The following is a 26,061-nucleotide window of genomic DNA, read 5'->3' as shown; positions in this document are numbered from 1 at the left end:
ATGCAAAAGAAACCCCAGTTTATCGCCAAGGTTAATGCTCTAATGCCATTGGCGTTTTTGAGCACCTCTTTAATCTTTCTCGCAGCTTTTGTAGCTAAACCAGAATTACGGAAAAGCGAGGCAATGGTGGGAACGATCGGCGCCCTGGTTGGCAGTGCTGCCTCGATCGCGAATAGCAATAGGGATGAATAGATGACTAATAACGAACTGATACTAGATATTCTAATTGGCGGCATTTTACTAGAGGTAGTTAAGTACCTCGTAGTTAAAATTTGTGCCAAAGTTGACAGCCTAAATAAAACTTGGCTTGATTCAGACTGATCGCTACAACCCTTACGGGATAAGGGTGGAAGGCCGTCAACCGACTCTTTATTATATAATATAGCCATGATCTTAAAAGACAAAAACGATAGAGTAATTCTTTGGGGATGTGAAGATGTGGGCGGCAGCATTAAGGTTGAACTGGCTTATTTTGCCCCAGCACTTACCCGTAAAGTAATTAAGGTATCGAGTAAGAAAAACGAGTATCAAGTATCGCTCCCTGATAACGTACTGAGAAAGAATTTTGCCGGTAAAGCTCAGAATATTTTGCTCGATATTGTAAGCTGAAACCATTACACAGCAGGGATTCGCAGCCTACAAGTAGTGTATTATTAATATATAAAACGCCACGATCTTGACGTCTATGTTTCTAATAACTAATATTGTAACTGTAAACCAATTAATTAGTTATTAGAAACAACCATGAATAACAAATCAGTTATCTTGGGTAGTCACAACGGCATTCACCTAATCCGTAAAGAAGATGGAGCAGAGTTTTACTACTCTACTCACACAGATAAAACTGCTTTAACTTACAATAGCCTCAGTCGATTCTTGGGTTGCTCAGCGTCTACAGTTTCTAGACTGTGCAATAAGCTTTCAAGCAGTGGCGCTATTAGTATAAAAAAGGCTGAGATGTATACTGAATATGGGTTAAAGACTGTTGCGCTAATTGTGGAAGATGACCTCCCTAAGATATTAAGCTCTTTAGCGACGGGGAGAGCTAACAAAAAAACCAAGCAGACTGCGATCGCCTTACAAGAGAAACTAGCTCAAGCTGGATTTAGGTTAATGGTTTTAATGGAAGTTGCACCCGAGTTAGTCGCAAAAGAGGCTATATCCAACATAGAATCACCTGAGACAGCCGAAAGTGTAACCGACCATGCGATACAGCATGAGAAGTATTTAAAGCGTTTCTGGGGCTTACAAAAGTGGATACAAGAAACTGGAGCATCTCACGGAGCTATCAATGGTCATAAAGTATTTCAAAAAATTAACGAGGTACTAACTTCTTTTCTAAGAGAGCATAACGAATTTGTTAGCAAGTTTGTAAAACTAAACAGTTTGTTTAAGTTATATTGTAAAACAAACTGTTTTACAAGTTAAGTAACTTTGTATAGGCTCAATTTGCTAACAAATAGTTAGTGCGCCGTAGCTTAAACTACTAACAATGTAATACAGATTGTTTATAAATAATTAGAGTAAAGCGAGAAAGTTAGCCTAGTCACCTCCAAAGAATAGGCAGATTGTTTAACAATAAAAACATTTTAGGTTACATTGTTTTACATTGTACAATAGATTTCTCCCTAGTCGTTATCTAGGCTTAGTCAGGGTGAAAGTTCTATTTGTTCTAGCGTTTAAATTGGGCATAGAAAGCTAGAACAAACTCGCTTCGCAGGCGGTTCTGACCGGGCGAGTTAGAATCAGACTTTCAGCGTAATGTCGTTATTTAAATGAACCTAAAGGCTGTTTACTGAATAATTGCAGCTAATGTTAAGTGGTAATAACCAACGCACAAAGAGACAAGCAAAATAATATGGAGCGACTGAGTGAAAAGCAAGAGAGCGTGGCTCGTCACTACAATGAATCAATTTTTAATTATGAGTCAGTTCGTCTATCGCAGCATGCTCCCATTGAACTAGCGATAACTACTCGCTACCTAAACAAATGGATACCTGATGGGGCTACTGTTGCTGATGTGGGAGTAGGTGTAGGACACTACGCAGAGTTGCTGGCAAGACGAGGTTGCTGGCTTTACCTAATTGACATCTCCGAAAAACTGCTTGAAGCTGCCTGCGCTAGACTTAAGCAACTCAAACTTTACAAGCAAGTCATTGGAGTATACCAAGCTTCGGCAACTGACTTAAATTGCCTAGATACAGAAGGGCTTGATGCCTTGCTATTTCTTGGACCACTCTATCACCTTTGTATGGTAGAAGAAAGACAACAGGCAATTAGAGAAGCTTACAGGGTTTTGAAACGAGATGCTTTGCTTTTGGCTGCGGGTATTAATCGTCTAGCCTACTTTAGAGAACAGTATCGTTCTATTCCTCAGCAGGTGTTAACTCGCAAAGAGTTCCACCAGCAGTTATTGCAAAATGGGAATGTCGATCCTATCCACGTACCTCCTCTTGGCTACGCGCATCTTACTACTTGTCAAGAATTGCGCCAATTGTTAAAAGCAAAATTTCAGGAAGTTACTCTGACAGGTGTAGAGTCTTTTGCTAGCCCTTGGCCAGAAGCTATAAAAGAGCTTGCTTCCGAAGAGATAGAAGCCTGGTTAGATTTGATTGAAGAAACGGGCAGAACCCCAGAGGGTCTTGGGATGAGCGACCATTTTCTCTACATTGGCAGAAAGGCTACTCCTAGCCGAACTAGTTATGCTGCTTTGGAGTAACTGCTTTGTATTTCACTATTATTAATGTTAACGAAAACACTGATTTGCGTTTACTAGGGGTTGAGCCGAGGTTCATGTAAAATCATGCCACTAACCTTAGCAGACATGAAAAATGGCACTTATCAAGAGCATTAGCAGACGTAGAACCCCAGTTTTTCGTTAATTCACTTCTGCTAATAGCACTTAGCAGACAAGCAAGAGTCGTGAAAAGTCAAAAATTGAAAGCCCTGTGTGTCAATGGTTTCAGGGAGATGTGGCACGATTTTACACGTATCTCGGCTTGACCCCAAAAAGATGCGATGATATTTATCCAGCACTTAGAGGAGATGAAGCTAAAGGCTAACAAAGGTAGATATAGAAATGGTAGGCACGCTACCAACTCAGCTAAAAAAGCCGGAACTCAAGCAGCTAACCTATATAAAAGCTAATATCTTATCTGACTAAACCCACTAAAATAACACTTTTACCCCTCAAATGAGGGGTTATTTTTTTGGAATTACTATTAGTTGCAAACAATCATGAAAAAGATTTACAGCTATGACTACTTTCTTAGAATTTACACAAAACCAAGCATTACGTGACAAGCTCCCATTCTCGATTGATTTCGAAATCTCCCCCGCTGAAAACGGAGTTACTGAAAATGTAGCTGGCTTTGAGTTCCCCGTATACGATGAACTCCTATCACGAGAAGCTTGGTTCTTCGAAGCTATCGAATCAATGAACGGTTCTAAGACTTCTGAACTTCAATTAGCTATCCGTAATCTTGCTAAGAAGTTAATGACTACTTGCGGTTTAGAGAGTATGTCTGATGCGATCGCTCAATTATTCGAACCTTCCGAAGAGTTGGTAGTAACTGGAGAATATCAAAAATTCGAAGATGATAACGCTACAGATATTAAACGCCTAGTCGAGTTATTCCGTTTGGCTCAGAACAACCAAGCTGTTAACTGGTTGCGCGTTACTTTCTTCTTGCTTTCTCGCTACGATGCGGAATGGACTTTAGGCAAGACTGCTAGTCTACGTAACAGCCAAATCAACGCCATTATCAAGTTCATCTCCAAAGAAGCTAATGGCGGCGTTGACCCCCAAGCACTTCAGTCAGAAGAAGCTCAAAATGATGCTGAGGAAGCTCCTGAGGGAAAGGCTGGAGTCGACGCGACTGGAGTAAGCTCTACTGGGAAGTAGAACAAGTTAGATGTAGCGACCCGAGGTTTAACTATCAAAACTTTGGTTCGCAGCCTCAATATTTAATCAAACAAGCGATCGCATCTATCCAGCAACGTCGAAACCTCGACCAGCTCACCCAAGCTCGACAAACTCTTATATATGTAAATTCTAAAACTGAAAAAGAGGCGGATAAATTCGAGGATATCTCCATCTTCTTACCGCACCCACACCAGTGGGTATTATCAACGGAAGACAGGAAGGTTAAAATTATTAAAATTAGCCGTAAAGCCGCCCTAGAATTCCTTCAGACCTACAGAAACTTCGATATCGATGTTCAGGTCGTTTTCGAGGAATGGCTCCGAGATATCCAATTATGCGCCACTATATAGAAGAAAGAAAAACCCCAGGTATTAATTTGGGGTTTTATTATGACAACTAACACGGAAGAAAAATCTAAATGTCAAGCTCGATACCTGTCATTGTTTCGTAATTATGGGCGACTTCACCGATATCGTATTTGGGGTTAAAGAGAAAGTTGTAGTCGTACTCATCGAGGTCAAAATACCGTTGGATGTCTTCAGCTTTGGAGCTACCGACATAGGGTGATACCCAATTGATTAAAGTTACGGGATTGTGGTAATCATCGAAGGTATCTTTAAACTCGCGTTCGCCGCGAAAACACTCTTCAATTAGTTTTTTCAATATCTCTAAGTTTTTCATTGTCTTGCCTATTAAATGTTGCGTTCGATATAAGCAGTAGTTTTACTTCTGAGGTTGAACTCAAAATCCATTAGCTTTTGTCTTTGGCGATCGCGGAATCTCATTCTAGTCACGTTGCCTTTTATCCAGTGAAATCCGATTATAGTTTAGAAGGTGGGGATTTCGATGCCTCCCTTAGTGACGTGAGGTATATTGATTTGCTTGCTGCGAATAATTGGGGTTTTTGCGGTTTCTGTATATCCAGTCATTTTTCTAATACCTATAGTTTAGTTTATTATCAAGTGACCATATTCGTCGATTTCAGCTATATACCCCATATATAGTTTGGGGTTACTGTTTCGGTAAGCGCGTATAACCTGTTCCCGATCTAGCTCGATATATACGAAGTCATCGTGGTCTTTACCGTACGCTTTAGCGTATATAGCGTTTGCCGTTTCGATAGCTTTTAGTAGCTCTAAGTATGTCATTTTTCTAATATCTAATTTGGTGGTTTACCAGTCTGAGTTAGCGGATTCGAAAGAGATTTTCTGAAATTTACCTTTAGCGTCGATTCTGAGGTAGTCAAATCTTTTGATGGGGTTATTTTGGTTGTAGTTATTAATCCAGTAAGTGAAACGGGTAGAAGTGTCTTCAACTTTTAAGCCTTGGTTATTGTTTCTGCCGTTGAATCCTTCTCTAAACTTGGTGGCGTAAACTACTTTAACGATTGAGATGTTGTCTTGGTCTTTGGTGGCGATTGTTTGGTTAGTCATGGTTGTTTTCCTCTCTGTTTTCTTGTCTCTATTCTAATAACTAAATTAAGGGTTGTCAAGATTAGTTGTTAGAAATTGCCATCTCAATGGAGTATGATAGACACTTAAGATGTAGTCATTTATCGATTGCCAGATCTCTTGGATCGAGTTAAGAAAGCTGGTTTCTAGTTGGTAGTAGCGAGCCAAGTTCATTCTACGTTCCCAGATCGGTAAGATAGCTCTGTTGAAGATGAATACAGAAAGTTCGCTGAGGATGCGGAAGGCTGTGTAAATAGCAATCGCTGGGATTAGAAATACAATTGCTGCGGAATGTTGTTGATTATTCATGGTTAAATTCTCCTTAGTTAAAATGAATTTATGTAGTGATGATAGTTGTTTGAATATCGGCAGTTTCATGACTTGCCGAGGTCGAGTAGACTAACCTAGAGCCTTGATAGCTCTGCGAGTCTCCCGGAGCAAAGCGCCGTCGTAGTCGCCGCAGTCAAAGAATTGACCGAAGTCGAAGATGGTCGATGACTCATCAGCTGAGCTAACGATCATTACACGGTCAACTGGGAAATCAGGCAAAGTGTCTAGAATTTGAGCTAGAACTGCGGAATATGGGCGAGAGATGGTGATAGACTTCATGGTAAAATCCTCCAAAAAAAATGAATAAAGGTTTAAAACCTCATGCAGGAATCGAACCTACTTCAGTACCAACTGAGGTTGAGCTTGGTTGACACCTATGTTTCCCTCTGGGAGTTTTGGTTGTAGAGGACTCCTCCCCGTGGATTACATCCATTGTAGTCTAACAACTAATTCGGTGTCAATAGCTTTTGAGAATTTTTTTGGAATCTCAAAAACCGATCTGTCACTATTATTAGTCGTTAGTTACAAACACTTTGAAAGATGGCAGTTACTCTAGAATCCTTAATATTAGATTTCAAGGCAGACTTCAGCGAGCTAGATGCTCAATTAGACCGAGCTAGTAGCAAGGCCATAGATGTTGGTAAAAAGATAGAAAAAGGTCTATCTGCCAGACTAAATTCAAAGAACCTAGAGGACTATCGAGGTACGATCGTCAAGGTGCAAGAGGATGTTAACCGAGGGTACCGCGACCAATTAAAATCCTTAAAAGAACTTCAGAGTGCGACTGATAAAACCAGAAGAATCGAAGCTGCTGCGACGAGAGCACAAAAAGAATCGATGAGGGAGGCTACGCGGGCTGCTAAAGAGCGACACAGAGTAGAGTTAGCCGAAGCTAAAGCCAAGATTGCCGAACTAAGGAGATTGCGCCGACAAGAGAAAGACGAGAAGCGTAGAAGAGAAGATCCTCTTAGAGCTGTGCGTCACTCCATGTATAAGATGGGCATCTCTGGAGGAATGGTAGACTTTTTTGACACTACTGTTAGAGGTGCTCGTCAGCTTACGAAAGAATTAAAGTTGACAAAAGCTCAGGCTTTAGCTTTGGGTACGGGTGCCGGTATCATGCTGTTCGGTCAGCAAATCATGGGTGCGGTAAATAATCTCGGTCGGCTCGCTATGGAGCTAGATCGCATCAATCTCAAGTTATCAGCGATCGGTAAAGGTGGGGGGAATATATTCGATCGCTTTGGGGATTCGGCTAATAAAGCTGGTACTTCGGTACAACAGTACGCCGATGCTTACGCCTCCATGCTTTCGTCACTAAAAGGTAATGTAGTTAACCCTGATGCTTTAATTGAAGGTTTGGCGGTAGGGATGGCTAACCGTGGGGTAGTCGGCGAGGGTCAATCTAGGGCGATGACTGCTATTTCGCAGATGGCTTCTAAAGGAGTTGTCTCGATGGAAGAGTTACGTCAACAGTTAGGGGAAGCTCTACCGGGTGCATTGAGTATCGCCGCCGATGCAATGGGTGTTACTACAGGTCAACTTATCCAGATGGTTAGTAACGGTCAACTAGCTGCCAACCGATTCTTGCCTCGTTTAGCTGAAGAGTTAAACAATGTTGAAGGCGAAACCAAGTCACTAAACAAAGAAGTAGCTAGACTCCAAAACCTTTGGGCGGAAATTCGAGCAGCCTCTATTGGTAACTTACCGCTACAGTCAGGCTTAGAGGGGTTAAACAATACTCTCGAGACTACGATGAAGATTGTCAAGCCACTCTCTGGGATGTTGACGGCTTTGGCGGGAGTTGCTTTAATCAATCTCGGGGTACAGGCTGTAAGCGCTGCTCTCGGTATTGGCATGGTTAAGACTGCTTTACTGGGTATGGGTAAAGCTCTACTGGCTGCTGCTCCTCCATTAATCGCTCTAGCTGGTGGTTACGTCGTCTTAAAATCCCTATCCGACTCGTTCCATCAAAATAACATTGAAGTTCGTAGTCTAAATAACGAACTCAAGAAACTTGCTAGTGAAGGTCTAGCAGAGGTAGAGGAGAAAGTATCTGGCTACCAGACTCAAAATATCTCTAGATTTGGGGAAGGAATCGCTCGTTTACTTGGTAGACGTACGGCTTCACAAAGAGAGCTAAACAACTTCCAAGATGCCTTAGGAAGCTCAAACCAAACTCTACTCGACTTAACGCTTGACTTCAAAGCTCGCATTAATCCTGAATCTTTGGCTCAAGTCGAACAGGAAATCCAAAGAGATTTAGACCGTATCGATAACTTGAGCTACCGTATCAACAACCGAGAAGTTTTTGACTTATCTAAAGAAGAAGCTCTTGACCTACAGAGACAGGTGGACTCGATCACGGAAGGTGTAGAAGCTAAAATCGAGACTACATTTAAGCCTGCCGAGTTAGACGGTGCGTTAAAAGTAGTTGAGAAACTCGAAGCTGAAATCGCTCAGAAGCGCAAGCAGGGTGCTAGTGACAGTGACCTCAAAGTCTTAGAAGACGAGCTAACCAAATACAAACGTCAGATCGAAGAGATGCGTCGCCAAGTTCGCGCTCTCCAAAACATTACTAGCCCTGTAATGCAAAACTTGAGAGAATTTAGATCTGCTTCAGGTGCTCAAGGTGCTGAGTTAGAGCTTTCTAGAATCGAAAGGCTAACTGAATCCTATGGTGCTTTAGCTGAGATGAAAGCTTACTCGGGTACTCTTTCAGCTAATGCTACCGTTGACAATCTCAAGAATATCGAAGCTGAAATCGCTTCCTTAGATGCTCTCAAAAACAAAGCTCAAAGCGTTTATGGTGCTTTAAACTCGAGCCAAAAGCAAGACTTGGCTAACTTACTTGGCACGGAAGACTTTAACAATGTAACCCGCAAGCAAGTCTTACAGGCTCAGCAACAGTTAGAAATGCGCGAGCAAAACTTCGGTAAAGCCGACCAAATGGTTAAGGCTGCTGTCGAAGCTCTAGAAGGCATGGAAGACTTAACTCGCCGTGAAAAGCAATTGGCTCTCGAGAAGCTACAGGCTCAAACGGAAATCTACAACGCTACTCGTGACCTTCAAAACAATATGGAGCGCATGGTAGTAGATAACTTCGCTAAAGAGATTGAGGCTCGTAAGTTACAACAAGAGCTATCTAACCAAGGTAACCCCTTGTTAGATAATGAAATGTTTAACGCCAGTAGAGGCTTGCGCGACCAAGAGCGTCAAAACGCTAGCTTACTCAGACAACAAGAAAGAGCTTTCTCTGACTTCGTTCGTGGTTTGTCAAGAGCTACGGAAGATATGAGAGCTGCGGCTGAAAGAATGGGTCTAGAAGTTTCTAAACTCGACCTAAGCAACCTCTCAAGTGCTATCTCAGGCATGAATAACTTTGCCAAGGCTGCAGGTATCGACGATCCATTAGGCTTAACTGGTGTTAGAGACTTAATCGCTCAGGCTATCGGTATTAGTGCTGGTGACAATCGCCCGGGCATTCGCTTGGAGATGGAAAACCAGCAACGTAGCTTTAACCGTACTCGTGAAGACCAAATACGTCAACGGGAAGAGTTAAACTACAATATCGCCAATGCGATCGCCGATGCTAAAGAGCGCGAATTGCAGTTCGAGAAACAAAAGATCGAGCTACAACAAAAGAGCGAAATCTCTATGGATGAGATGTTGCTTAAAGTACAGCAATTTAACTTATCCGTTCAAGAGCAAAACAGAGGTATTGCTGAAGCCAACCAAACTGCTCAAGTCTATGGGGTTAACCGCAGAGTATCTAGTATCTCCGTTCCCGCGTTTGACTTAGATCGAGCGATGGAGCAGCAGGATTATGCTGCTAATTACTTAGAGAATATCAACGACCAGATGATGCGATCGCAAAGAGAGTTGCAATCTCAGCTAAAGGCAATCGCAGCTAAAGGCAACAAAGATTTCCAACGCGAGATGATTGATTCCCAGAGAGCTTTTGGCGAATCGATGGAAGCTAACCGTCAAAAACTCCAAAGCGAAACTCGCAGACTCGAAGTAGAAAACAGCAACCTAGCTGAAACTATCAAAGGAACCTTTCATAAAGTTCAGAAGGCTATGGTGGATGGTTACGAGGATATGGTTAGAGCCGGTCGTGAAGCTAGAAACCAACTAACTAGCTTATTCCAGAAAGGCGGCATCTTTGGTACTAACTACAATCCAATTGAGGCTCAAGTCAGTCAATTTGGTGGTGAAATTAGTAACCAAGTGGTTGAGTTCAAACGTCAAGCTAGAACTTATAACGAGTTAACCAACTTGTTTGATGAAAATGCTAGCCGTGACTCGCTACTAAGAGACATCAAAGACCTCAATAAGAACCAAATTGACAGCGGTTTAAAAGCTCTAATTATGTCTGAGATTAATGCAGCGACTTCTGACGAAGATTTCCATCGCATTCTCACTAAATACGAGCAGCAAGCTAACTTGTATGAGAAGATGGCTAATGACTTGGGCGGTCGTTCCCAACAGTTACAAGATGGTTTACGCCAAGAGCTATTAAGACAAGAGCGAGCAGAAGAGTTCAATCGCTTAGACGACCTAAAAGGTATGAGACTCGATAACGCTCTTAACACCCCTTTTGTTAACGATACCCAAAGGCGTAGGTTAGAAGCTCAGCAAAATCAACTCAGACTTAACCGTGAGTTAAGAAACGAGTATGATAAACTCGACAAACAAGCGTTTGAGACTGGAATGACTGAGGTTGAATTAGCTGCTCGCAAGAATGAACTCTATAACATCTATATCAAAAAGCTCGAAAACGCTAACGCCAAACTCTCAGTTGGTTACGATATCGGTAAAGCTTTCGAATCATCTATCCAGGGTGCTTTCTCTAACTTTGGTGAGAATCTATTCGGTGCTTTAACTGGTGATAACGAACTAGAAAAGCTTAAAGCTAGTGCGGAATACGCCGACAAGCTCAGAGAAGCTCAAGAGAAGTATGCTGATAACCCCGACCAACTAGCCAAAGTATCTGAAAGACTCGAGATGCTTAACAAAACTCGTCTAGACAAAATCAAGAATGAGTTTAGCGTATTTGGTTCGATTATTGGAACCGTTAAGAATGCTCTCGTTGACTTCAGTAAAGCCCTAGTTCAGATGTTCGCTAAGATGGCGGCTACGAGAGTGGCAGAAGGTTTATTCGGCGGCCTGCTTGGTATCAACAAAGGAGCACAGCCCGCAGTTGGTCTTCTCGGTGGAATCTTTAAATACGGCGGCACTGTCGGAGAGGCTCTCAACAGGGAAGGCCAGGGTGCTCAGCTAATCGTAGCTAACAAGTACGAGGAGATTCTAAGTGCTCAAAACAATGATGCTCAATTTTTCAGAAGTCTCAAGAAAAACGGTACTTGGGATATGATGAAAAACAATGGTACTGCTAACTTTAAGTATGGAGGAATGATTAAGGGTGGCAATAACACTGTGGGAGGTGGCAATAGCTTCTACAACAACACTCGTCAGGGAAACACCGTTAACATCACTACCAATTACAATATCAAGTCAAAAGGTAGTGGATTTAATCGCTCGCATTCCCAGATGCTTGCCGAAGCTGAAGCTCGCAATCGTCGTCAGTACGAACGCAATCGGTAACTAACACAAAACCCATCGCTTGAGGGGTTTTCTAATAACTAATTTGATTGGTGGTTTAAAGAAAATGCCCCGACTGTAACGTGCTGCCGGAGCGAGGAAAACAACCATGAACTTACATAATAGTAAGCCGCTTACATTGTACCCTATAAGTCGGGCGATCGCCAATCCATCTAGCGGAAGAATCGAAGTGTAGCAGTCTTTTTACCGCTTCGTCTTCTTCATCTGCTTCAGGGTCAACATTGCCTACAATGCCGTTAAGGATGTTAACTTTGCGCTGTGCGATTTCTCTGTCTTGAAATACGATATAGGATTCGTCTCGTGAATTGGTAACAAACCAAGTTTCTTGTAATTCTTCGTTTCCGGTGGTTCCTTCGATAAAATATAGTTTCATGGTAGTATCCTTTGTAAACTGTTCTTATTCTAATAGCTAATTTAGTGGGCGTCAAACACCAAAAAACTGCTTCCGGATGCCATGAAAAACAAAGTAGGCATTTTCCTGGAGTACGTTGCTATAGCGATCGCTTTCTACAATCTCCCGTAACAGCATTAAGAACTGTTGGACTGTAAGCAACCTAAGCTTCTCCTCTTTGACGTTGGTAAAGATGATTTCAGTACGGTAATAACCAATGAGTCTGATATTCTCTTCAATTATCTTCGTAGCGAGCGATAAAGGTATCTCTAAGGCTCGAGAGATGTGCTCGAAGCAAAACTACTATCTCTTTGGTTTTTAGGTGGCTATATACGCCATTATCTTTGGGTTGAGTTGTAGGAAGTTTTTCTTTCATGGTTGTTTATTGAAATCTACAAATTAATACTAACTTACCGTTTGGTTTAACGGCAAGTAAGATTAGTTGTTAGATTTAGTGTAAAGGCTGTATCCCTTACCCTGTAAGGGTAGAAGGCCGTCAACCGACTCTTTATTATATAATAAAGAACTCGCTTCGCTCGTTATTAATTCCTCGGGTCTTTCGATTGATGCACAATAAGCTAAGGTAGCTATATTAGTTAGAAATACACGAAGAATCGAGATTGTGTTCACCTAAAGTTAGGTAGGCGTTCCGCGCTTTGAATAAATATAGTCCAGACAAAGTTGACGTTCAGAAGCATCGAGAGGCTTGTCATAAACCAAAACTTCTCCAATTAACCCAGAGTATGTGGAGCTGGGAAAGTTTTGCACTGTAATATCATAGATACGACCCAAATAACTCGGGTAGTTCGGGTTAGTGTTGAACTGTGGTACGCCTCCAGAGAATAGAAGAGTGCCCCCCTCGTAAATCTCTAGTGTCAGGCTGTCGTAAGTTACTGTAATAGCCATGAATTCTCCTGAGTCAATCGGCCTCGATACAACTGTATTATAGATAGAGCCGTAGCCAATTACAGCAATCTGGTCATTCCCGACCCTGATGCTGAAAGCTTGACCTTGTGGGTTTACTGAAGTAGGACCAAAACCTATTGAAAGTACATTGTTGGATGATAAATTTTCCGGTCTTAGCGAAAGAACCATACTCCGAGATGCACTACCGGTAAACCTCAACCCATCGATTTTCAGAGACTCTTTGTTGTTCCGATCGAAGCTAAACCATCCGTCCGATAGTGATGGCTGGGTAGCTTGAGCTGCTACATCGTCTACCGTGGCGTGGTTATTGTTGCCACTAAGGTCGTTTATTTGAGAGATATTGGAACTACCATCGAGAGTTATGGATCCCGTGTTTTGAGCATCATACCAAACAATCAGTCCATCCGTAGGCGGTTCGAATGTCACCTCTTCAGCTACAACGACTGACTTGAGTTCTAAATCAGCATACTTAAAATAGAGCTCGCTTTCATTCTCAATCCTTACTGTAGACAGTGAGAGGCTATCGGTATTGAACCTTAAATCCTGGGCTCTATAGCTGAAAGTAATTGCTCTACCTTTGGCTACAACAAACCAGCAAAGCAACAGCCCTTTTTCATTTTCAGTAATGGTATTGCTCTCTAGACTAAACCTGGTATTGATGCTCTCATTCCTCAGCCTTCTGATTTCTCTCTCATTTTTTAACTCTCTAATAGCTAGATCGTAGTCTATAGACTCTTGTTGCTTGGGTTCGAAGGCAAACTGAAACCCATAGTCTACCTCGCTCCAGTCATTAGCATCTAATGGGCTATAAGATGTAGTGACCTCCTCAATTAATTTCAGGTTGCTTATCCTGTATTCGCCGGGCGCAATCAGAGTCGCCTCAAGTTCTTTATTCTCAAACCTAACTTCGTGGTAATATTCGCAACTAAAACTAACGATCGCATCTGAGCTTGGTTGTGTACCAAAAGTTATAACCCCCGTGTCGCCGTCAACCGTAAAATCAAACACTTGAGTGTCATCTACATAAATCTCTAAAGTACTCAGGTCGATATGTTTTAAGGTTTTATAGCCGGAAGTATCTCCGTTATCTCCGCCAACGCCATAACTCTTAACGAGTTGGTAAGTAGTACCGTCTGGCCTAAGATAAGCTCTGCCGCGAGAGTGAACGTAATAATCGCTGCCAAGATAATACTCTTCAAAGTCCTTAGTAGCTTTGTACTCAATAGAGCTTTTGTACTTAAAAGTATCGAGTGTACCCGATACGGAATCAAAAAACTCTTCTAGGTCGGTTAACTGTTCCTCAGTCAAAATAAAAGATTCAAAAGAGAACTTGGCTCGATATTCCGATCGCCGAGCAATTCTTTTTTCGTATCCCTCTTGAGCTTCTATGATTGTCGTTTGAAATTCGGGGGTAAAAGTTTCTATGGGTAAAACGGGAATAGTGAGCTCGAATCCTGAGTAAGTCATGGTGTTTTCAGTTTGGTTGTCAAGTAATAGTAATCCTTGAAACCTAGTTATACCAAGGGTGGAAAGCCGTCAACCGACTCTTTATTATATAATAAAGTTGACTTTGATTTATCTAACGAGGTACAGTGATAACTTCCAAACCTGGCACCCATCGACCGCCAACTGGAACACCACCAAAGTTAATGAAGTTAGAGTATGCCTTACATGCTGCTGCTGTTTTCCCACAAGCAGCTCTAACATCTACGACATCATCTACTGCGATCGCTCCAGCCAATTCCCCTTCAATCTCAACTTGATTGTTAGCTGGTACATCAACTATTTCGTACCGTATCCGGTTATTATTGCCCGATTTAAAGGTCAAAACCCCGCCAATGAAGTTATCAGTCAACAAGTTAGTATCGAGCGTTAAAATCAATTCTGATACGGCTGTGACATCTATATCTGTAAGTAGTAAATTTGCACTAGCCAAATCCTTCTGACATTTACTATCACCAAAAGCATAGGGGCAGGTTGGGGATGTGCGGTAATTGATAGGGCGATTGGCTAACTCCGACAGACTTCTGACTTCGAAAGTAAAGCTAGTGTCGGTAATGCGAACTTGACCGATTCTACCTTTAAGTAAAACGATCGCATCATTTAAGGTACTAGGTTTATTGATAAAGTCTACCAAAGCGCAAGTAACACGGGACTCGTCATACAGCCCAGCAATAAGCTCTTGAGGTTTTAAATCTTCATTATCGAGTAGAGATTCTAATTCGATGTTGTCGGCACTCAAGTCAGCCTTAGAGCTTACCGCAGTTGGGTCTACAGCGCTATTAGCTTTGTAGAGTACGCTGTTGATAGATATATCCTGATTGAAGGAGGTAAAGCCTAGCTTTACTCCGTCAGGTCGTTCGATTAGTACACAATAAGTTAGGGTAGTCATATTAAACAAAAGAGTTCATGTATTCATATATCTATCTATATAGTGGAGAGTAGTTCGAAACTGTTGTAGTTAAAATACAGGTCGCTATCATCCTCGAGCCTTACAGTGGTTAACGAGAAGGTATCTGTGTCAAATCTTAAGCTTTTGGCTTTGTAAGTAAACGGAACTGCTCTACCTTTGGTGGCAATAAACCAACAAAGCATCAAGCCTTTTTCAGCCTCAGTTATGATATTAGACTCTAGGCCAAAGCAAACATCTTCATTAGCGTTTCTGAGTTTTCTAAGCTCTCTACCGTTCTTTAAACTCTTTTCTCTAACTTGAAACTTCCGTTTTCTGGTTAAAGCAGGTTCGAAAGGCAGTTTTAACGAATAGGGTATTTCGGTGTAGTCATTAGCATCTAACGGGCTGTAGGTGGTTGTTAGTTCCTCAACTAAAGCCAGGCTATTAACTTCGTACTCACCTGGGGCAATCAGAGTCGCCTCGAGGTTTTCCATATCAAAGCGAACTTCGTGATAGTATTCGCAGCTAAAGCTTACAACCGCACCACTAGCTGGTTGTGTACCAAAAGTTATAACACCCATGTCGCCATCGGCAGTAAAGTCAAAAACCTGAGTGTCGTCTACATAGATTTCTAATGTACTCAGGTCAATATGCTTTAGGGTCTTGTAACCAGAAGTGTCGCCCGCACTCCCGCCGACCCCATAGGATTTGACGAGCTGGTAAGTAGTGCCATCAGGTCTAAGGTAAGCTCTTCCTCTGGTATGAACGTCATAGTCAGTACCCGTATAGTATTCCTCAAAGTCTTTTGTAGCCGTGTATTCGATACGGCTTTTGTACTTGAAAGTATCTAAGTTACCGTTAACCGAGTCATAGAAATCTTGAAGCTCTGTTAGTTCTGCTTCTGTTAGTGAGAGAGTATCGAAGGTAAACCTAGCACGATATTCAGCACGATTTGCTTGACGTGACTCATAGCCCTCTTGAGCTTCAATAATCGTAGTGTCAAATTCAAAGTTTATTGTTTCCGCAGGTTGTCTGGGGAAAGTTAGCTCAAATCCCGAATAAGTCATGGTTTTTATTATTAGCTGACGGTTAATAGTAAACTCATGAACTTAAGCGAAAGAATTGTTGAAGAAAGTAGAACTTGGCTCGGAACCCCTTGGCGACATAACCAAAGATTGCGATCGGTGGGCGTCGATTGCGTGCAATTTGCTGTAGGTGTGCTAGAAGCTTGCGGCGCACCAAAGAGTGGCTATGAGAACTACTACCGAACTCCCCAAGGTAACAGCTTGCTTGAGGCTATTGACTCGTTAAGTTATTCATACCCCGCTGATAAGATAGAAGCGGGAAGGATTTTAATATTTAGGATTGCCGGGGTTCCTCATCACGTTGCGATCGCTACAAGTGAAACGACGATGATTCATGCGGATTTACGTGTCGGCGAAGTAGTCGAGCATAACATCGGCGCATGGAAAAGAAAATTAGCTGCTATCTATGAGGTGAGGGTCTAATGGCTTCCGTCGGCATATCCATAGGAATTTCACTAGCTTCAGCGGCATTAACATCAATTCTCACTCCAAAACCCGAACCAACTAGAAGCTTAGACGACCTAAGCGTACTTAAATCCGAGCTTGGGGTGCCTATCCCTAAAGTCTATGGTAGAGCTAAAGTTACGGGGAATATTATCTGGGCACCTGACATTATAGAGAGAAAAGAATCTGCTAGCGGCGGTAAAGGTGGCGGCGGTCGAGATGAGTTTAAGTACTACGGTACATTTGCGGTTTTGTTGTGCGAGGGTGAGGTTGAAAACATCGGTCGGATTTGGCTGAACAACAAACTCGTTTCTGATAAATTGAGTGGCAACGCGCCTACCGTTAGTCAGTCAAATAACTTTGAAGATAAGTATGTTACTCGTTACTTGGGTACTGACTCCCAAACAGCTGATGCTACTATCGAAGCTTATGAAGGTTCTGGAAATGTACCGGGGTTTAGGAATCGAGTTTACTTAGTTTTTGATGAGTTGCCGTTAGATGAGTACGGGAACGCTATCCCTAAAGTTGAAGTAGAAATTATCAACACGACAACATCGCCAAGTTTACAAACGGTCTTAGAAGATGTTTGTGTGAGAGCTGGTTTAGCTTCTGGTGAATATGACGCTAGCGCGCTATCAGGTACTAACGTCACTGGAGCTATACTCAAACAAGATGGTCAATCAGTTCGTGAGTTTATCGAAGAACTTCAGCGCTGTTATCACTTTATCTCTAAAGAAGTCGCCGGCGTGGTTAAATTCGAACCAATCGAACAACAAACGGCGATCGATATCCCTGCGACTGCATTGGGAACTAAAGAAGATACAGAAGAAGAGGGGGACTTATATACTGAAACTCGCGAGCAGTTAATCGATTTACCTTCTCAAGTTCAGCTTGAATATCTAAACGGCGAGAATAAATACAATCGAGGCATTCAGGTTGCCTATAAAGCGATCGCATCTCACGTAAATGAGATGAGCTTTAATGTTGGGGTAGTACTAACTAATGATGAGGCGGCTACAGCTGCTACTAAAAACCTAGAGTATTACTGGAGTCAAAGAAGGCGTTATGAAGGTATTAAACTCCCCATTGAATACTTAACACTCGAGCCCGGGGATTTGCTCAATTTACCCATCCGTAACTCTATAGTACAAGTACAGGTGCAAAAGGTTAATATTGGCGCTAACTTGATTGTAGAAGTCGATGGCGTATCCTATTCGACAAGAATCAATAATTTATCCGTTACTACTCCTGAAATCACTTACAAAGAGGAATTTTTACCTTACTCTGGGACTGAGCCAGAAGCTAGGATTTTAGATGTTAATTTGATAAGGGATAGCGATGCCGAATTTGGCTTATATGCCTCGGTAACGCCCGATCCTGCTGGTAGTGGTTGGAATGGCGGTACACTATACTCCAAGCCTGAGGGTGGCGATTATATCGCTACTGCTTCTATTCCTCAAGTATCCGCACAAGGTACTTTAAACGCGGAGGCTCCGGTAGGTAATCCTTATGTCGTCGATCGCTTTGGCAAGATAACAGTTACTCTTGAATACGGTCAATTAGAAAGTGTTCCTGATTTTGATTTCTACGACTTGCGTAATGTTATTTGGATCGGAGGCGAACTAATTGGCTTTCAAACAGCTACCTTAGTTTCAGCTAATACTTATGAACTAACTAACCTGATAAGAGGTGCGAGGGGAACAGAAGGCAGTATCGCAGCGCATGCGAGCAGCTCCGAGTTTTTCTTAGTCAAAGGTAACTTTGGTTTTGAGGATATCGCCGGCACGGTAAGCCAACTCGAGCAAACCTATAACTTCAAAGCCGTTCCTAGTGGTATCGCTCAGACCGAAATAACCCCAGAAACGGAAGTGACGATCGCGGGGAATAGATTAAAACCTTATGCTCCTAGTAATCCCGCAATAACCAAAAAGACTAATAATGACCTGTTGCTGACTTGGAACAGGCGTACTAGAAAGCAAGGTGAATGGTTGAAATCTTCTGAGACTGTTCCGTTAAACGAAGATAGCGAGCTTTATGAGTTAGAAATCTATGATGGTTCTACTTTGGTTCGCACGGAGAGTTTAACATCTCCTACTTACACTTACACTTCGGCTAACCAAGTAAGTGACTTTGGCAGCAACCAAAACCAGTTAACTTTTAAGCTATATCAGATATCGGCACTAGTCGGCAGAGGATACCCGCTAGAAGTTACTAATTTACGGTTTAAGAAAGTAGAAGCCTAAAAGAAAACCCCTCATTTGAGGGGTGACTAGTTATTTGAGGTGTTTGTTAATGAGTGAAGAAAGTAGTTATCGCCTCTCTAAGTTCGTCTGTATCCTCATAGCAATTTATCTTTGTCATAATCCCGTTGCACAACCTAGTCTCTTTGACAGGGTTAAACCCAAGGTCTTTAATGAATTTACCAAGGATAACTCTGTTGCTAGAGTTGGTTTTGTATCCAAGCTCATGTGCTATTTCCACTACACCTCGAAGCTTTTTGCCTGGCAACTGCTTTTGTGGAAGTACATCGTTCATTGCTATATCACTTAGAACTTGAGCTAACCTAGGGTTGTCTGATAATGTATCTGTGATATGTCTAACACTGTTGGCAACTTCTACGGCTAGCTGGCGATAGGGGAGTTGTTTAACAGATTGCTGCTCGGGTTGACTTAGCTTCTCAAAGGTCTGCATAACTCCAATTGTGCCGAAAGTCCTAGCAATCTGCTTAGCTCCTTCGGCTTTTGCTTTAGACTCATAAGCGAAATATTCGATAACGAGCCAAGTAGCTTGGGCGTTGAAACCATTTTCAACTAACGCAGAGGTCTCAAATCCATACGCTGAAAGTATTACAGCTAACTTTTGGTTGGCGAACGCAGAACCCCGGATGATTGAAGTATCTGCAACATGGCACAGGCGAGCTAACCCGACAATGCTTAAATTGCTATTGCTTGTTAGGTTTTCTTTGATGTAGGCTAAGAGTCTTTCTTGAGTTGTGATATTGAGATTACTCATGGTTGTTTCTAATTTCTAATTTAGGGTTGACAATTTCATGTTACTCGTTAGATTCTAGGTTGTCAATAAAAAACCCACCGAATGGTGGGCGGTAGCTTAATAAGACCAAGTTCGAGGTCTACCTAAATCCAAGTGACAGAAGTTATGACGAGCTGATGCAGCGATGCCACCGACCCAGCCAAACTCTCTGGCTTTATTAGCGATTTGATGACCACTAACTCCTCTAGCGATGACATCCGTTGCCAAGCCAGTTAAGTGCATCGATCGGGTAGAGCCACCCACTTGGCGATTAACCGCTGGTGGTCTATACCAGGAAGTAACTATCAAAGGTGCCCCGAAATACTCTCTAAACGCGCTCAGACGGCTAGCTTGTCTGAGAATGTTATCTACTTCAGTCTTAGAATCAGGTGCCCTATATGAGCCATTTGAGCTAAATTTAAGAGCTTCTGCCCAAGTGAAGTAACCTTTACCGCCTATTAACTCCGACATTTCGAAAGTAGATTGGTAGCCAGGTAAGTTGAATTTACCGCCTCTCGCGTATTTAATCATATCGCCTCGATCGCATTGAACAGTAAATAATAAAAAACCCACCATTTGGTGGGCTTGAACTAACACTATCCATTTGCTTATTTCTTACGGATTATGAATACTATTGCTTTGTATTCCCAGTAAATCTTAACTTTGATGGTAGATGACTTGGTTTCGAACTGGTATACGTTAAGTGGGAAGTTGGTAGCAATAAAGTCAATATCTACTGATTTGAGGTCAACGCTACAAGTCATAGCTTTAGCGTGAGGAAGCTTGGTAAATGCCTTATCCCTTTTGCGGTTAGCCAAGATTCTTTTAACAAAGTTGATGCGGTATTGTTTGCGGTCTTCTGCTTTATTGTTTAGTCTAGCGGAGAATCTTTCTAATCCGGAAATAGTCCTTGGTGCGTTAATCATGGTTGTTTGTTTTGTTTAGTGGATTGTTTTCTATATCCTTATATTAGCTGTTAGAAACAGAAGTGTCAAGAAATTTCTTACAATCGCTACAACCCTCACTACATAAGGCTGGAAGGCCGTCAACCGACTCTTTATTAATATATAATGACTCGCTTCGCTCGTTATTAATTCCGAAACCTTACTATTACCCGTAGTCTTTCAATAACAATCATGGCAACCCCATTAACAGGTATTCCTGAAATCCTGGCTAACCAGAATAACAAATATTTAGTTCACAACGAAGCAATCCGTGACTTAGAGGCTTTAGCGATTGGTGCGATTGAAAACGCCACAACTTCAACCCCGCCAGCTTCACCTGATGAAGGGGATATGTATATAGTCGCTGCAACCGGCACAGGTGCCTGGTCTGGTTTAGATAACGAATTAGTACAGTATCAAGATGGCAGTTGGGTAACTTTTACCTTGTTTGATGGATTCACTATCTTTAACAAAGATACTAATACTCGCTTCCGTTTCAATGGTTCTACCTGGAGTGAAATAACTACTGCTGGTAGTGGGGATATGACGAAATCGACCTATGACACCGACAACGATGGTGTCGTCGATAGTGCAGAAAAAGTAGAAGGTGTTGACGCTGCGGGAAATAGCACTTATTACGGTAAAAATGCAGGGGGTACTGCCGGATTTCATAGCTTACCTGTTAACCCCGCCGATATGGAAAAAGCAGACTATGACTCTAATGACGACGGCGTTGTAGATGCAGCAGATGAAGTAGATGGAATAAGCGCAGCAGGTAACGATAAGTATTACGGGACAAATGATAGTGGTACTGCTGGGTTTTACGATTTGCCTAGCTACAGCTTAGAGATAGAGGAAGATGGATCTTCTGTTGAAACTGATACAGTAAATATCAACTTTACGGGGGATGTATCCGTAAGTACGGTCTCAGGGGATGTTACTGTCGATGTTGGTAGAACCTACACGACTAAGACGATTACTTTACCCTATACCCTGATCGCTTCTGATTTGCACAAAGAATTAATCGTTAGTAGCGGAACAGGAATCTTAGAAATTCCCGACTCCATCTCAGGTTTTGCTGACTATTGGAACTGTATGGTGAGTCTAGATGGCTCCGGTGACATTACGATTCAAAGAGAAGATACGACAGATACTAACCTCTTATTTAGTGGAGGTAATACTAACAACCACCTCAAAACGCAAGGTACTATCGTGATTCGTCACCGTACTAGCAATGTTTGGAAAATCGAGGGAGGATTAGAAGCATAATGTTTTTCTCAGGAATTTACGAAAGCTCTAGGTTAGTTTTAACTCCCTTGTTGTTAGATACCTACGGCGGGGCTTATGCTGCATACAGCACCAAAAAACTAAGAACCGCGTATAGCGGGGATGCTCTTAGAGTTCGCAGAAGCTCTGATAACGTCGAGCAGGATATAGGATTCATCGATAATAATCTCGACGTTGCAAGTCTCCAGAGCTTTGTCGGTTCTAGCAATGGTTTTGTAGTCACCTGGTACGATCAATCGACGAACTCCAGGCATATTACTCAGTCGATTATAGGCAAACAACCGCGAATAGTTAACGGTGGTACCGTGCAGACAATTAAAACCGGTTACTACGGCGTAAGATTTGATGGTAGTGATGACTTTTTAGGGAAAAATGGGTTGAATACTTCGGCTTTCAGCACCCTTAGTACTTCTTTTGTACACTCCCCCTTTGTCAACTCTGTGCCAGATGTCGGGCATGGAACCTTGTTAAACTTTAATCACACCCTTAGCAACAGTTACATCGGCTACTTTAACAACACAGGCAGGTTAGATGGTGAAACCTGGGCGCATGGAGGTATATCGGGCAACAGAATCGGTTCTACTACATCTTGGTCTGCCAACGATCTGTTAATTTCCGAGTTTTATTCGACAAACAATAAGACTTTCTACAACAATGTCGAACAGACAGTGAACAAAGTTGATACACAAGGTACATCAGCTACCTATACTCCTTCCGCTGAGGGGTTAAATACCGACATTAGTTTAAAGTTAGGAATGCTTGACGCTAACGGTAACTTCTTGTTTGCTTATTCGGGCTCTATTGGTACTGCTATTATTTGGGACAGTAATACCTTTGCTAGTAGAAGCTCAATTCACACGATCCTAAACACACACTAACATGCTTAATATACCTGTATCCTCTGAGACTCTCGGTTGGGAGATTAGCAAAAAACTATACGAACTCTCTCGCCCGCATTCCGTGCGAGATGCCTCCGACCAGACTTGCTATTACTGTGATGTAGCTCAGCATCCAGTCACAGGCTTTTGGTACTTAAGACTACCCGATATCGACAGTTACCCAATTCATGCCAATGCTGATGATTCTAGTTTAGATGGCGTTCTAGCTCCCTTTGAGCAACAAAGGTTGATTGATGAACAAGACATGCTTGCCGTTCGGGAAGGCATCTCGAGTAACCTAGGAGGCTATACCCAGGTAGACCTATTCGTACCTCAATACTGGAAAGACTTAGCGGTACCTGACAGCGAATTTGCGATCGAACATGACTACTAAATTCAGTATTAGTACGGTTATCAGCAACTAAATTAGTGGCTAGAATAAGAGGCGTCAACACTACAAAACTAACAACCATGAAACTTTCTGTAGAAGCTAACGTTTTAAAATCCGCGCTTAACGCTGTTAAAAACTCAGTAGGTAAAGGTGATATGCCGATCTTGTCTACTGTTCTTATCACTCCTGGTGAAGATACCTTAAAAATCCAAGCTTTCAACGGGGTACAGGCTACAGTTAAGTCTATCCCTTGCGACTTCTTTGATGGTGAAAAACGGGCGATCGCAGTAAATCACGATCTAATCACTAAAATTGTATCCAAGTTATCCGACATTCTCGAGTTAACTGTGAACGAAGAAGGTACTCAATTAGAATTTAGAAACGATAGCTGTGAATTTCAATTAAACTTGAATGATGCTGATGAGTTCCCTGAATTGCCTGTGCTAGATGAAGATGGCACGGGCTTCGACTGGGAGGCTGCTGCACCTATCTTTGCTTCAGTCGTTCCCGTGGCTAGTATCGATCTAAGTAAGCAGGTTCTAACGGGTGTTAGCTTGAGAGAAGTCGATGGTGTCACTGAGCTAGCTGCTACAGATTCTCACAGACTAATTGTAATGCAGCTAGGAGAGCTGATAACTAATGAATCGATAGTTATCCCTCGCGAACTAGTTAACGCCGTTCTAAGTGCATTTAAAGGTGAATCTGTGGTATCTTTAGCTCACAAAGATAATCTAATTAAATTCTCAAGCGAAACAACTACTGTTGTGGGTTTCAGCATTGCAGGAGACTTCCCCGCATACGAAAGGTTAATTCCCACTAACTTTCAGCAAGAATTGACAATTGGAGCTAAAGATTTACTTGAAGCGATCGACCTCGTAGCTCCGTTATCAGCAACTAACAACCTAGTTGTCTCGTTAACTATCTCTGAGGCGAACGACAGTGTTAAGTTAGAGACTCGCTCGGATATCGGTCACGCTCAAAGCGAAGTAGGTGCCGGCAATATCAAACAAGACTTAGAAATCGCTTTCAATCAGAAGTACTTACAAAACGGTTTAAAAGGGTTAGATGGTGAATTCCAGCTAAAACTCAATAGCTGGAATCAGCCCGCGTTAATTGTCTCACAAAACTATACCTATCTTATAATGCCACTGCAACTCAGAAAATAAACTAGATATCCTCAGATACGACGAATAAACTGGAGTTAACCCCGGACACTGGCTGGGGTTTTTCAATGCGGGATGCTGTGATAAACACGCCGGCAAGCAGAGAAAGTAACGCGGTAAGTAAGCCCCAAACCATTTGGTTTTTAGTATTGAGATTTTCCTCTAATCGTCTTATATCGGATGCCGTACTAAGCCCCTGAGTTTCAATCGCCTTCACTCTATCCGTAACTGGTGGTGCTTCCCCACCCTTCCAGACGAGCAAGTTTAAGAAATCTACTTGCTCTTTTTGTTGATGTAATTGCTCTTCGATGCGTATTTGGCTATTTTCTACTCGGTCTAATTTGGCGGCGATATCTTTAGATTGCTCGTATAACCTCGCTAAGATGTCTTCAGTATTCATTACCCGTACCCACTAAACTTCAGTCAATAGTAAGTAAGTTCTAATAGTAAGTTGCTTCATATTCTTCACAATCGTATAAACTTTTGGTAAGGTACTGGTAATTATACGGATGTCATGTTTATAATGAGTTCATAGAATGGCGGATACATATCAAGGAATTATAAAATGCCTAAAGTAGTAAAGACAGACTCAAACGGAACTAGCCTCCAGCTTAAGAAAGCAATAGAGGAAGCTCAAAATAAAGCTAAAGACAAAAGCACTGAAAAACCTCCAGTTGATTTTGCAGAAAGAGTAAAGGTGCTATCAAACCATATTGCTGATATGCCGAGCTTTAGTCAAAAAGAGTTTTTAGAGATTACCAAACTGGGGGAACAAACTTTTAGAACTTGGCGGCACAAGGGTGTTAAACGCCCCCACGATTCTACACTCAATGCGATGCGGCGCTATTTGAGGATCGCTGAGGAACCCTTTCAGGATTACCTACGGGGTAAGATTGACATTGACGAGCTGTGGGAACACCGAAATAGCGATGTCGGAGCTAAGATTCAAACCAATCAATTCCTCAGCTGGTTTAGGTTGCTAGACGCTGACGACAAACTAGATATGTACGCTCAGTTATCCAGCATGTTGAAGGAAGATGTGGGTGCTTTGAAAACTCGAATAGTGGAGCTAGAAGACCAAATTGAGGAAATACAGCAAGAAGCTGAAGAAAAAGCCAAGCAACAGGAATTTATCGAGCTAAGCGATCGCGCTAGAATTAGGTTAAAGCATCTGTTATCGATGACGCTGACCTTTAAAGGTCAGACTGAGAAAGATTTAATTGATTTGGGTGCTGATGGCGCTCTTATCGAATCGATACAGCAAGATGCTAACGATAAGTATCCGAAAGAATCTTTTATGAGTGTGGCTAGTTTGCTCTGCACTCCGATTCAGTGGTCTAACGACTATCCTGTTGTAGATCCAAATACAGCTTACGGGGAAGCCATAGACGAGTTAGTTAAGGAACTAGAAGAGGTTGGCTCTTGAAACTGTAGCAACACTAGCTCAGGTTGCCCCGGCACTTCCAAAGCCTTCCAGCAACTATTGCTTAGGTTTAACTCCTGATACTTGGCGGCTAAATTACGATAGATAACATCGCCGCCTAGTGTCATTACAACAGAAGGTTTAAGCGATCGCGCCAGGTACTTGCAATAGATTTTAAATTCTGCTCTTTGTATCGCTCTATCTAAATTAGTATCGAAGATAGGCTCTAACTCGAAATCATCCGTTTTTGGCGTAACTTGGTAATAATCAGTTTTAATATCGACAATCATAATAAGTTAATTTAGTTCTAGTTTCTTCCATTAAAATGCCAAACCCCTGCGGTTAACAGGGGTAGTATCGTATAATGTCGCACAA

Annotated in this window: 29 protein-coding genes; 14 read left to right on the top strand and 15 right to left on the bottom strand. The window is 42.1% G+C overall.

From position 1 onward, the window contains the following. The 6 genes from ACLFKQ_RS22525 to ACLFKQ_RS22500 all read left to right on the top strand — a co-directional run bounded on the left by ACLFKQ_RS22525 (nucleotide 1) and on the right by ACLFKQ_RS22500 (nucleotide 3,904). Nucleotides 1-192, top strand: coding sequence for a hypothetical protein (locus ACLFKQ_RS22525; protein WP_449001957.1), 192 nt, complete (start codon nucleotides 1-3; stop codon nucleotides 190-192). Continuing rightward, on the top strand, nucleotides 193-321 hold the full coding sequence (locus ACLFKQ_RS22520; protein WP_449001956.1) for a hypothetical protein: 129 nt from the start codon (nucleotides 193-195) through the stop codon (nucleotides 319-321). Between the two features lie 66 nt (nucleotides 322-387). Beyond that, nucleotides 388-609, top strand: coding sequence for a hypothetical protein (locus ACLFKQ_RS22515; protein ID WP_449001955.1), 222 nt, complete (start codon nucleotides 388-390; stop codon nucleotides 607-609). A gap of 135 nt (nucleotides 610-744) precedes the next feature. Beyond that, the gene (locus tag ACLFKQ_RS22510; RefSeq protein WP_449001954.1) at nucleotides 745-1,428 is read left to right on the top strand and encodes a hypothetical protein; all 684 of its coding nucleotides are present in this window, start codon (nucleotides 745-747) and stop codon (nucleotides 1,426-1,428) included. Nucleotides 1,429-1,819: 391 nt separating this feature from the next. Continuing rightward, nucleotides 1,820-2,719, top strand: coding sequence for a class I SAM-dependent methyltransferase (locus ACLFKQ_RS22505; protein ID WP_449001953.1), 900 nt, complete (start codon nucleotides 1,820-1,822; stop codon nucleotides 2,717-2,719). Between the two features lie 537 nt (nucleotides 2,720-3,256). Continuing rightward, nucleotides 3,257-3,904: a hypothetical protein gene (locus ACLFKQ_RS22500; RefSeq protein WP_449001952.1), complete on the top strand. Its 648-nt coding sequence runs from the start codon at nucleotides 3,257-3,259 to the stop codon at nucleotides 3,902-3,904. 435 nt (nucleotides 3,905-4,339) lie between these two features. Here ACLFKQ_RS22500 and ACLFKQ_RS22495 read toward each other — a convergent pair whose 3' ends face one another. The 4 genes from ACLFKQ_RS22495 to ACLFKQ_RS22480 form a co-directional block, all read right to left on the bottom strand. After that, complete coding sequence (locus tag ACLFKQ_RS22495; protein ID WP_449001951.1) at nucleotides 4,340-4,606, bottom strand: hypothetical protein; 267 nt, start codon at nucleotides 4,604-4,606, stop codon at nucleotides 4,340-4,342. Nucleotides 4,607-4,872: 266 nt separating this feature from the next. Continuing rightward, a complete protein-coding gene (locus ACLFKQ_RS22490; RefSeq protein ID WP_449001950.1) occupies nucleotides 4,873-5,073 on the bottom strand; it encodes a hypothetical protein in 201 nt (66 codons plus the stop codon). A gap of 24 nt (nucleotides 5,074-5,097) precedes the next feature. Then, nucleotides 5,098-5,358 carry a hypothetical protein gene (locus ACLFKQ_RS22485; protein ID WP_449001949.1) on the bottom strand — a complete coding sequence of 87 codons (261 nt, stop codon included), beginning with the start codon at nucleotides 5,356-5,358 and terminating at the stop codon, nucleotides 5,098-5,100. Nucleotides 5,359-5,403: 45 nt separating this feature from the next. Further along, nucleotides 5,404-5,685: a hypothetical protein gene (locus ACLFKQ_RS22480; protein ID WP_449001948.1), complete on the bottom strand. Its 282-nt coding sequence runs from the start codon at nucleotides 5,683-5,685 to the stop codon at nucleotides 5,404-5,406. A gap of 561 nt (nucleotides 5,686-6,246) precedes the next feature. Between ACLFKQ_RS22480 and ACLFKQ_RS22475 the strand changes: the two genes are divergently transcribed. Beyond that, the gene (locus tag ACLFKQ_RS22475; RefSeq protein WP_449001947.1) at nucleotides 6,247-11,313 is read left to right on the top strand and encodes a tape measure protein; all 5,067 of its coding nucleotides are present in this window, start codon (nucleotides 6,247-6,249) and stop codon (nucleotides 11,311-11,313) included. A 112-nt stretch (nucleotides 11,314-11,425) separates the two neighbouring features. Here the strand turns inward: ACLFKQ_RS22475 and ACLFKQ_RS22470 are convergent, their stop codons facing one another. The 6 genes from ACLFKQ_RS22470 to ACLFKQ_RS22445 all read right to left on the bottom strand — a co-directional run bounded on the left by ACLFKQ_RS22470 (nucleotide 11,426) and on the right by ACLFKQ_RS22445 (nucleotide 16,108). Next, nucleotides 11,426-11,704, bottom strand: coding sequence for a hypothetical protein (locus tag ACLFKQ_RS22470; protein WP_449001946.1), 279 nt, complete (start codon nucleotides 11,702-11,704; stop codon nucleotides 11,426-11,428). Between the two features lie 51 nt (nucleotides 11,705-11,755). Then, nucleotides 11,756-11,884 (bottom strand): hypothetical protein, encoded by a 129-nt coding sequence (locus ACLFKQ_RS22465; RefSeq protein WP_449001945.1) that lies wholly within the window; start codon nucleotides 11,882-11,884, stop codon nucleotides 11,756-11,758. Nucleotides 11,885-11,957: 73 nt separating this feature from the next. After that, complete coding sequence (locus tag ACLFKQ_RS22460) at nucleotides 11,958-12,098, bottom strand: hypothetical protein (RefSeq protein WP_449001944.1); 141 nt, start codon at nucleotides 12,096-12,098, stop codon at nucleotides 11,958-11,960. Between the two features lie 260 nt (nucleotides 12,099-12,358). Beyond that, nucleotides 12,359-14,116 carry a DUF2460 domain-containing protein gene (locus tag ACLFKQ_RS22455; RefSeq protein WP_449001943.1) on the bottom strand — a complete coding sequence of 586 codons (1,758 nt, stop codon included), beginning with the start codon at nucleotides 14,114-14,116 and terminating at the stop codon, nucleotides 12,359-12,361. 112 nt (nucleotides 14,117-14,228) lie between these two features. Beyond that, the gene (locus tag ACLFKQ_RS22450) at nucleotides 14,229-15,041 is read right to left on the bottom strand and encodes a DUF2163 domain-containing protein (RefSeq protein WP_449001942.1); all 813 of its coding nucleotides are present in this window, start codon (nucleotides 15,039-15,041) and stop codon (nucleotides 14,229-14,231) included. Between the two features lie 35 nt (nucleotides 15,042-15,076). Continuing rightward, complete coding sequence (locus tag ACLFKQ_RS22445) at nucleotides 15,077-16,108, bottom strand: DUF2460 domain-containing protein (protein WP_449001941.1); 1,032 nt, start codon at nucleotides 16,106-16,108, stop codon at nucleotides 15,077-15,079. 36 nt (nucleotides 16,109-16,144) lie between these two features. Between ACLFKQ_RS22445 and ACLFKQ_RS22440 the strand changes: the two genes are divergently transcribed. Further along, nucleotides 16,145-16,549: a hypothetical protein gene (locus ACLFKQ_RS22440; protein WP_449001940.1), complete on the top strand. Its 405-nt coding sequence runs from the start codon at nucleotides 16,145-16,147 to the stop codon at nucleotides 16,547-16,549. After that, nucleotides 16,549-18,813 (top strand): phage tail protein, encoded by a 2,265-nt coding sequence (locus ACLFKQ_RS22435; RefSeq protein WP_449001939.1) that lies wholly within the window; start codon nucleotides 16,549-16,551, stop codon nucleotides 18,811-18,813. The genes ACLFKQ_RS22440 and ACLFKQ_RS22435 overlap by 1 nt, the downstream gene beginning before the upstream one ends. Before the next feature lie 46 nt (nucleotides 18,814-18,859). Here the strand turns inward: ACLFKQ_RS22435 and ACLFKQ_RS22430 are convergent, their stop codons facing one another. From ACLFKQ_RS22430 to ACLFKQ_RS22420, 3 genes are all read right to left on the bottom strand, one after another. Beyond that, nucleotides 18,860-19,582: a hypothetical protein gene (locus ACLFKQ_RS22430; protein ID WP_449001938.1), complete on the bottom strand. Its 723-nt coding sequence runs from the start codon at nucleotides 19,580-19,582 to the stop codon at nucleotides 18,860-18,862. Between the two features lie 96 nt (nucleotides 19,583-19,678). Continuing rightward, nucleotides 19,679-20,197 (bottom strand): D-Ala-D-Ala carboxypeptidase family metallohydrolase, encoded by a 519-nt coding sequence (locus ACLFKQ_RS22425; RefSeq protein WP_449001937.1) that lies wholly within the window; start codon nucleotides 20,195-20,197, stop codon nucleotides 19,679-19,681. An 11-nt stretch (nucleotides 20,198-20,208) separates the two neighbouring features. Continuing rightward, a complete protein-coding gene (locus tag ACLFKQ_RS22420) occupies nucleotides 20,209-20,526 on the bottom strand; it encodes a hypothetical protein (RefSeq protein WP_449001936.1) in 318 nt (105 codons plus the stop codon). 210 nt (nucleotides 20,527-20,736) lie between these two features. Here ACLFKQ_RS22420 and ACLFKQ_RS22415 point away from each other — a divergent pair, with 210 nt between their 5' ends. From ACLFKQ_RS22415 to dnaN, 4 genes are all read left to right on the top strand, one after another. Next, complete coding sequence (locus ACLFKQ_RS22415; protein WP_449001935.1) at nucleotides 20,737-21,813, top strand: DUF2793 domain-containing protein; 1,077 nt, start codon at nucleotides 20,737-20,739, stop codon at nucleotides 21,811-21,813. Then, complete coding sequence (locus tag ACLFKQ_RS22410) at nucleotides 21,813-22,709, top strand: arabinofuranosidase catalytic domain-containing protein (protein WP_449001934.1); 897 nt, start codon at nucleotides 21,813-21,815, stop codon at nucleotides 22,707-22,709. The genes ACLFKQ_RS22415 and ACLFKQ_RS22410 overlap by 1 nt, the downstream gene beginning before the upstream one ends. Before the next feature lies 1 nt (nucleotide 22,710). Continuing rightward, nucleotides 22,711-23,103 (top strand): hypothetical protein, encoded by a 393-nt coding sequence (locus ACLFKQ_RS22405; RefSeq protein WP_449001933.1) that lies wholly within the window; start codon nucleotides 22,711-22,713, stop codon nucleotides 23,101-23,103. A gap of 77 nt (nucleotides 23,104-23,180) precedes the next feature. Continuing rightward, the gene (dnaN, locus tag ACLFKQ_RS22400; protein ID WP_449001932.1) at nucleotides 23,181-24,266 is read left to right on the top strand and encodes a DNA polymerase III subunit beta; all 1,086 of its coding nucleotides are present in this window, start codon (nucleotides 23,181-23,183) and stop codon (nucleotides 24,264-24,266) included. Nucleotide 24,267: 1 nt separating this feature from the next. Here the strand turns inward: dnaN and ACLFKQ_RS22395 are convergent, their stop codons facing one another. Next, entirely contained in the window at nucleotides 24,268-24,663 is a 396-nt protein-coding gene (locus ACLFKQ_RS22395; RefSeq protein WP_449001931.1) for a hypothetical protein, read from the bottom strand. Nucleotides 24,664-24,828: 165 nt separating this feature from the next. Here ACLFKQ_RS22395 and ACLFKQ_RS22390 point away from each other — a divergent pair, with 165 nt between their 5' ends. After that, complete coding sequence (locus ACLFKQ_RS22390; protein WP_449001930.1) at nucleotides 24,829-25,689, top strand: hypothetical protein; 861 nt, start codon at nucleotides 24,829-24,831, stop codon at nucleotides 25,687-25,689. Here the strand turns inward: ACLFKQ_RS22390 and ACLFKQ_RS22385 are convergent. Next, nucleotides 25,635-25,976, bottom strand: a complete 342-nt coding sequence (locus ACLFKQ_RS22385; RefSeq protein WP_449001929.1) for a hypothetical protein — start codon at nucleotides 25,974-25,976, stop codon at nucleotides 25,635-25,637. The two genes, ACLFKQ_RS22390 and ACLFKQ_RS22385, sit on opposite strands and share 55 nt — an antisense overlap. Nucleotides 25,977-26,061 lie beyond the last annotated feature (85 nt).

This window comes from Myxosarcina sp. GI1(2024), from assembly GCF_053543375.1.
The sequence above is the reverse complement of the archived record's forward strand: the minus strand, read 5'-3'. Positions and strand labels throughout refer to the sequence as shown.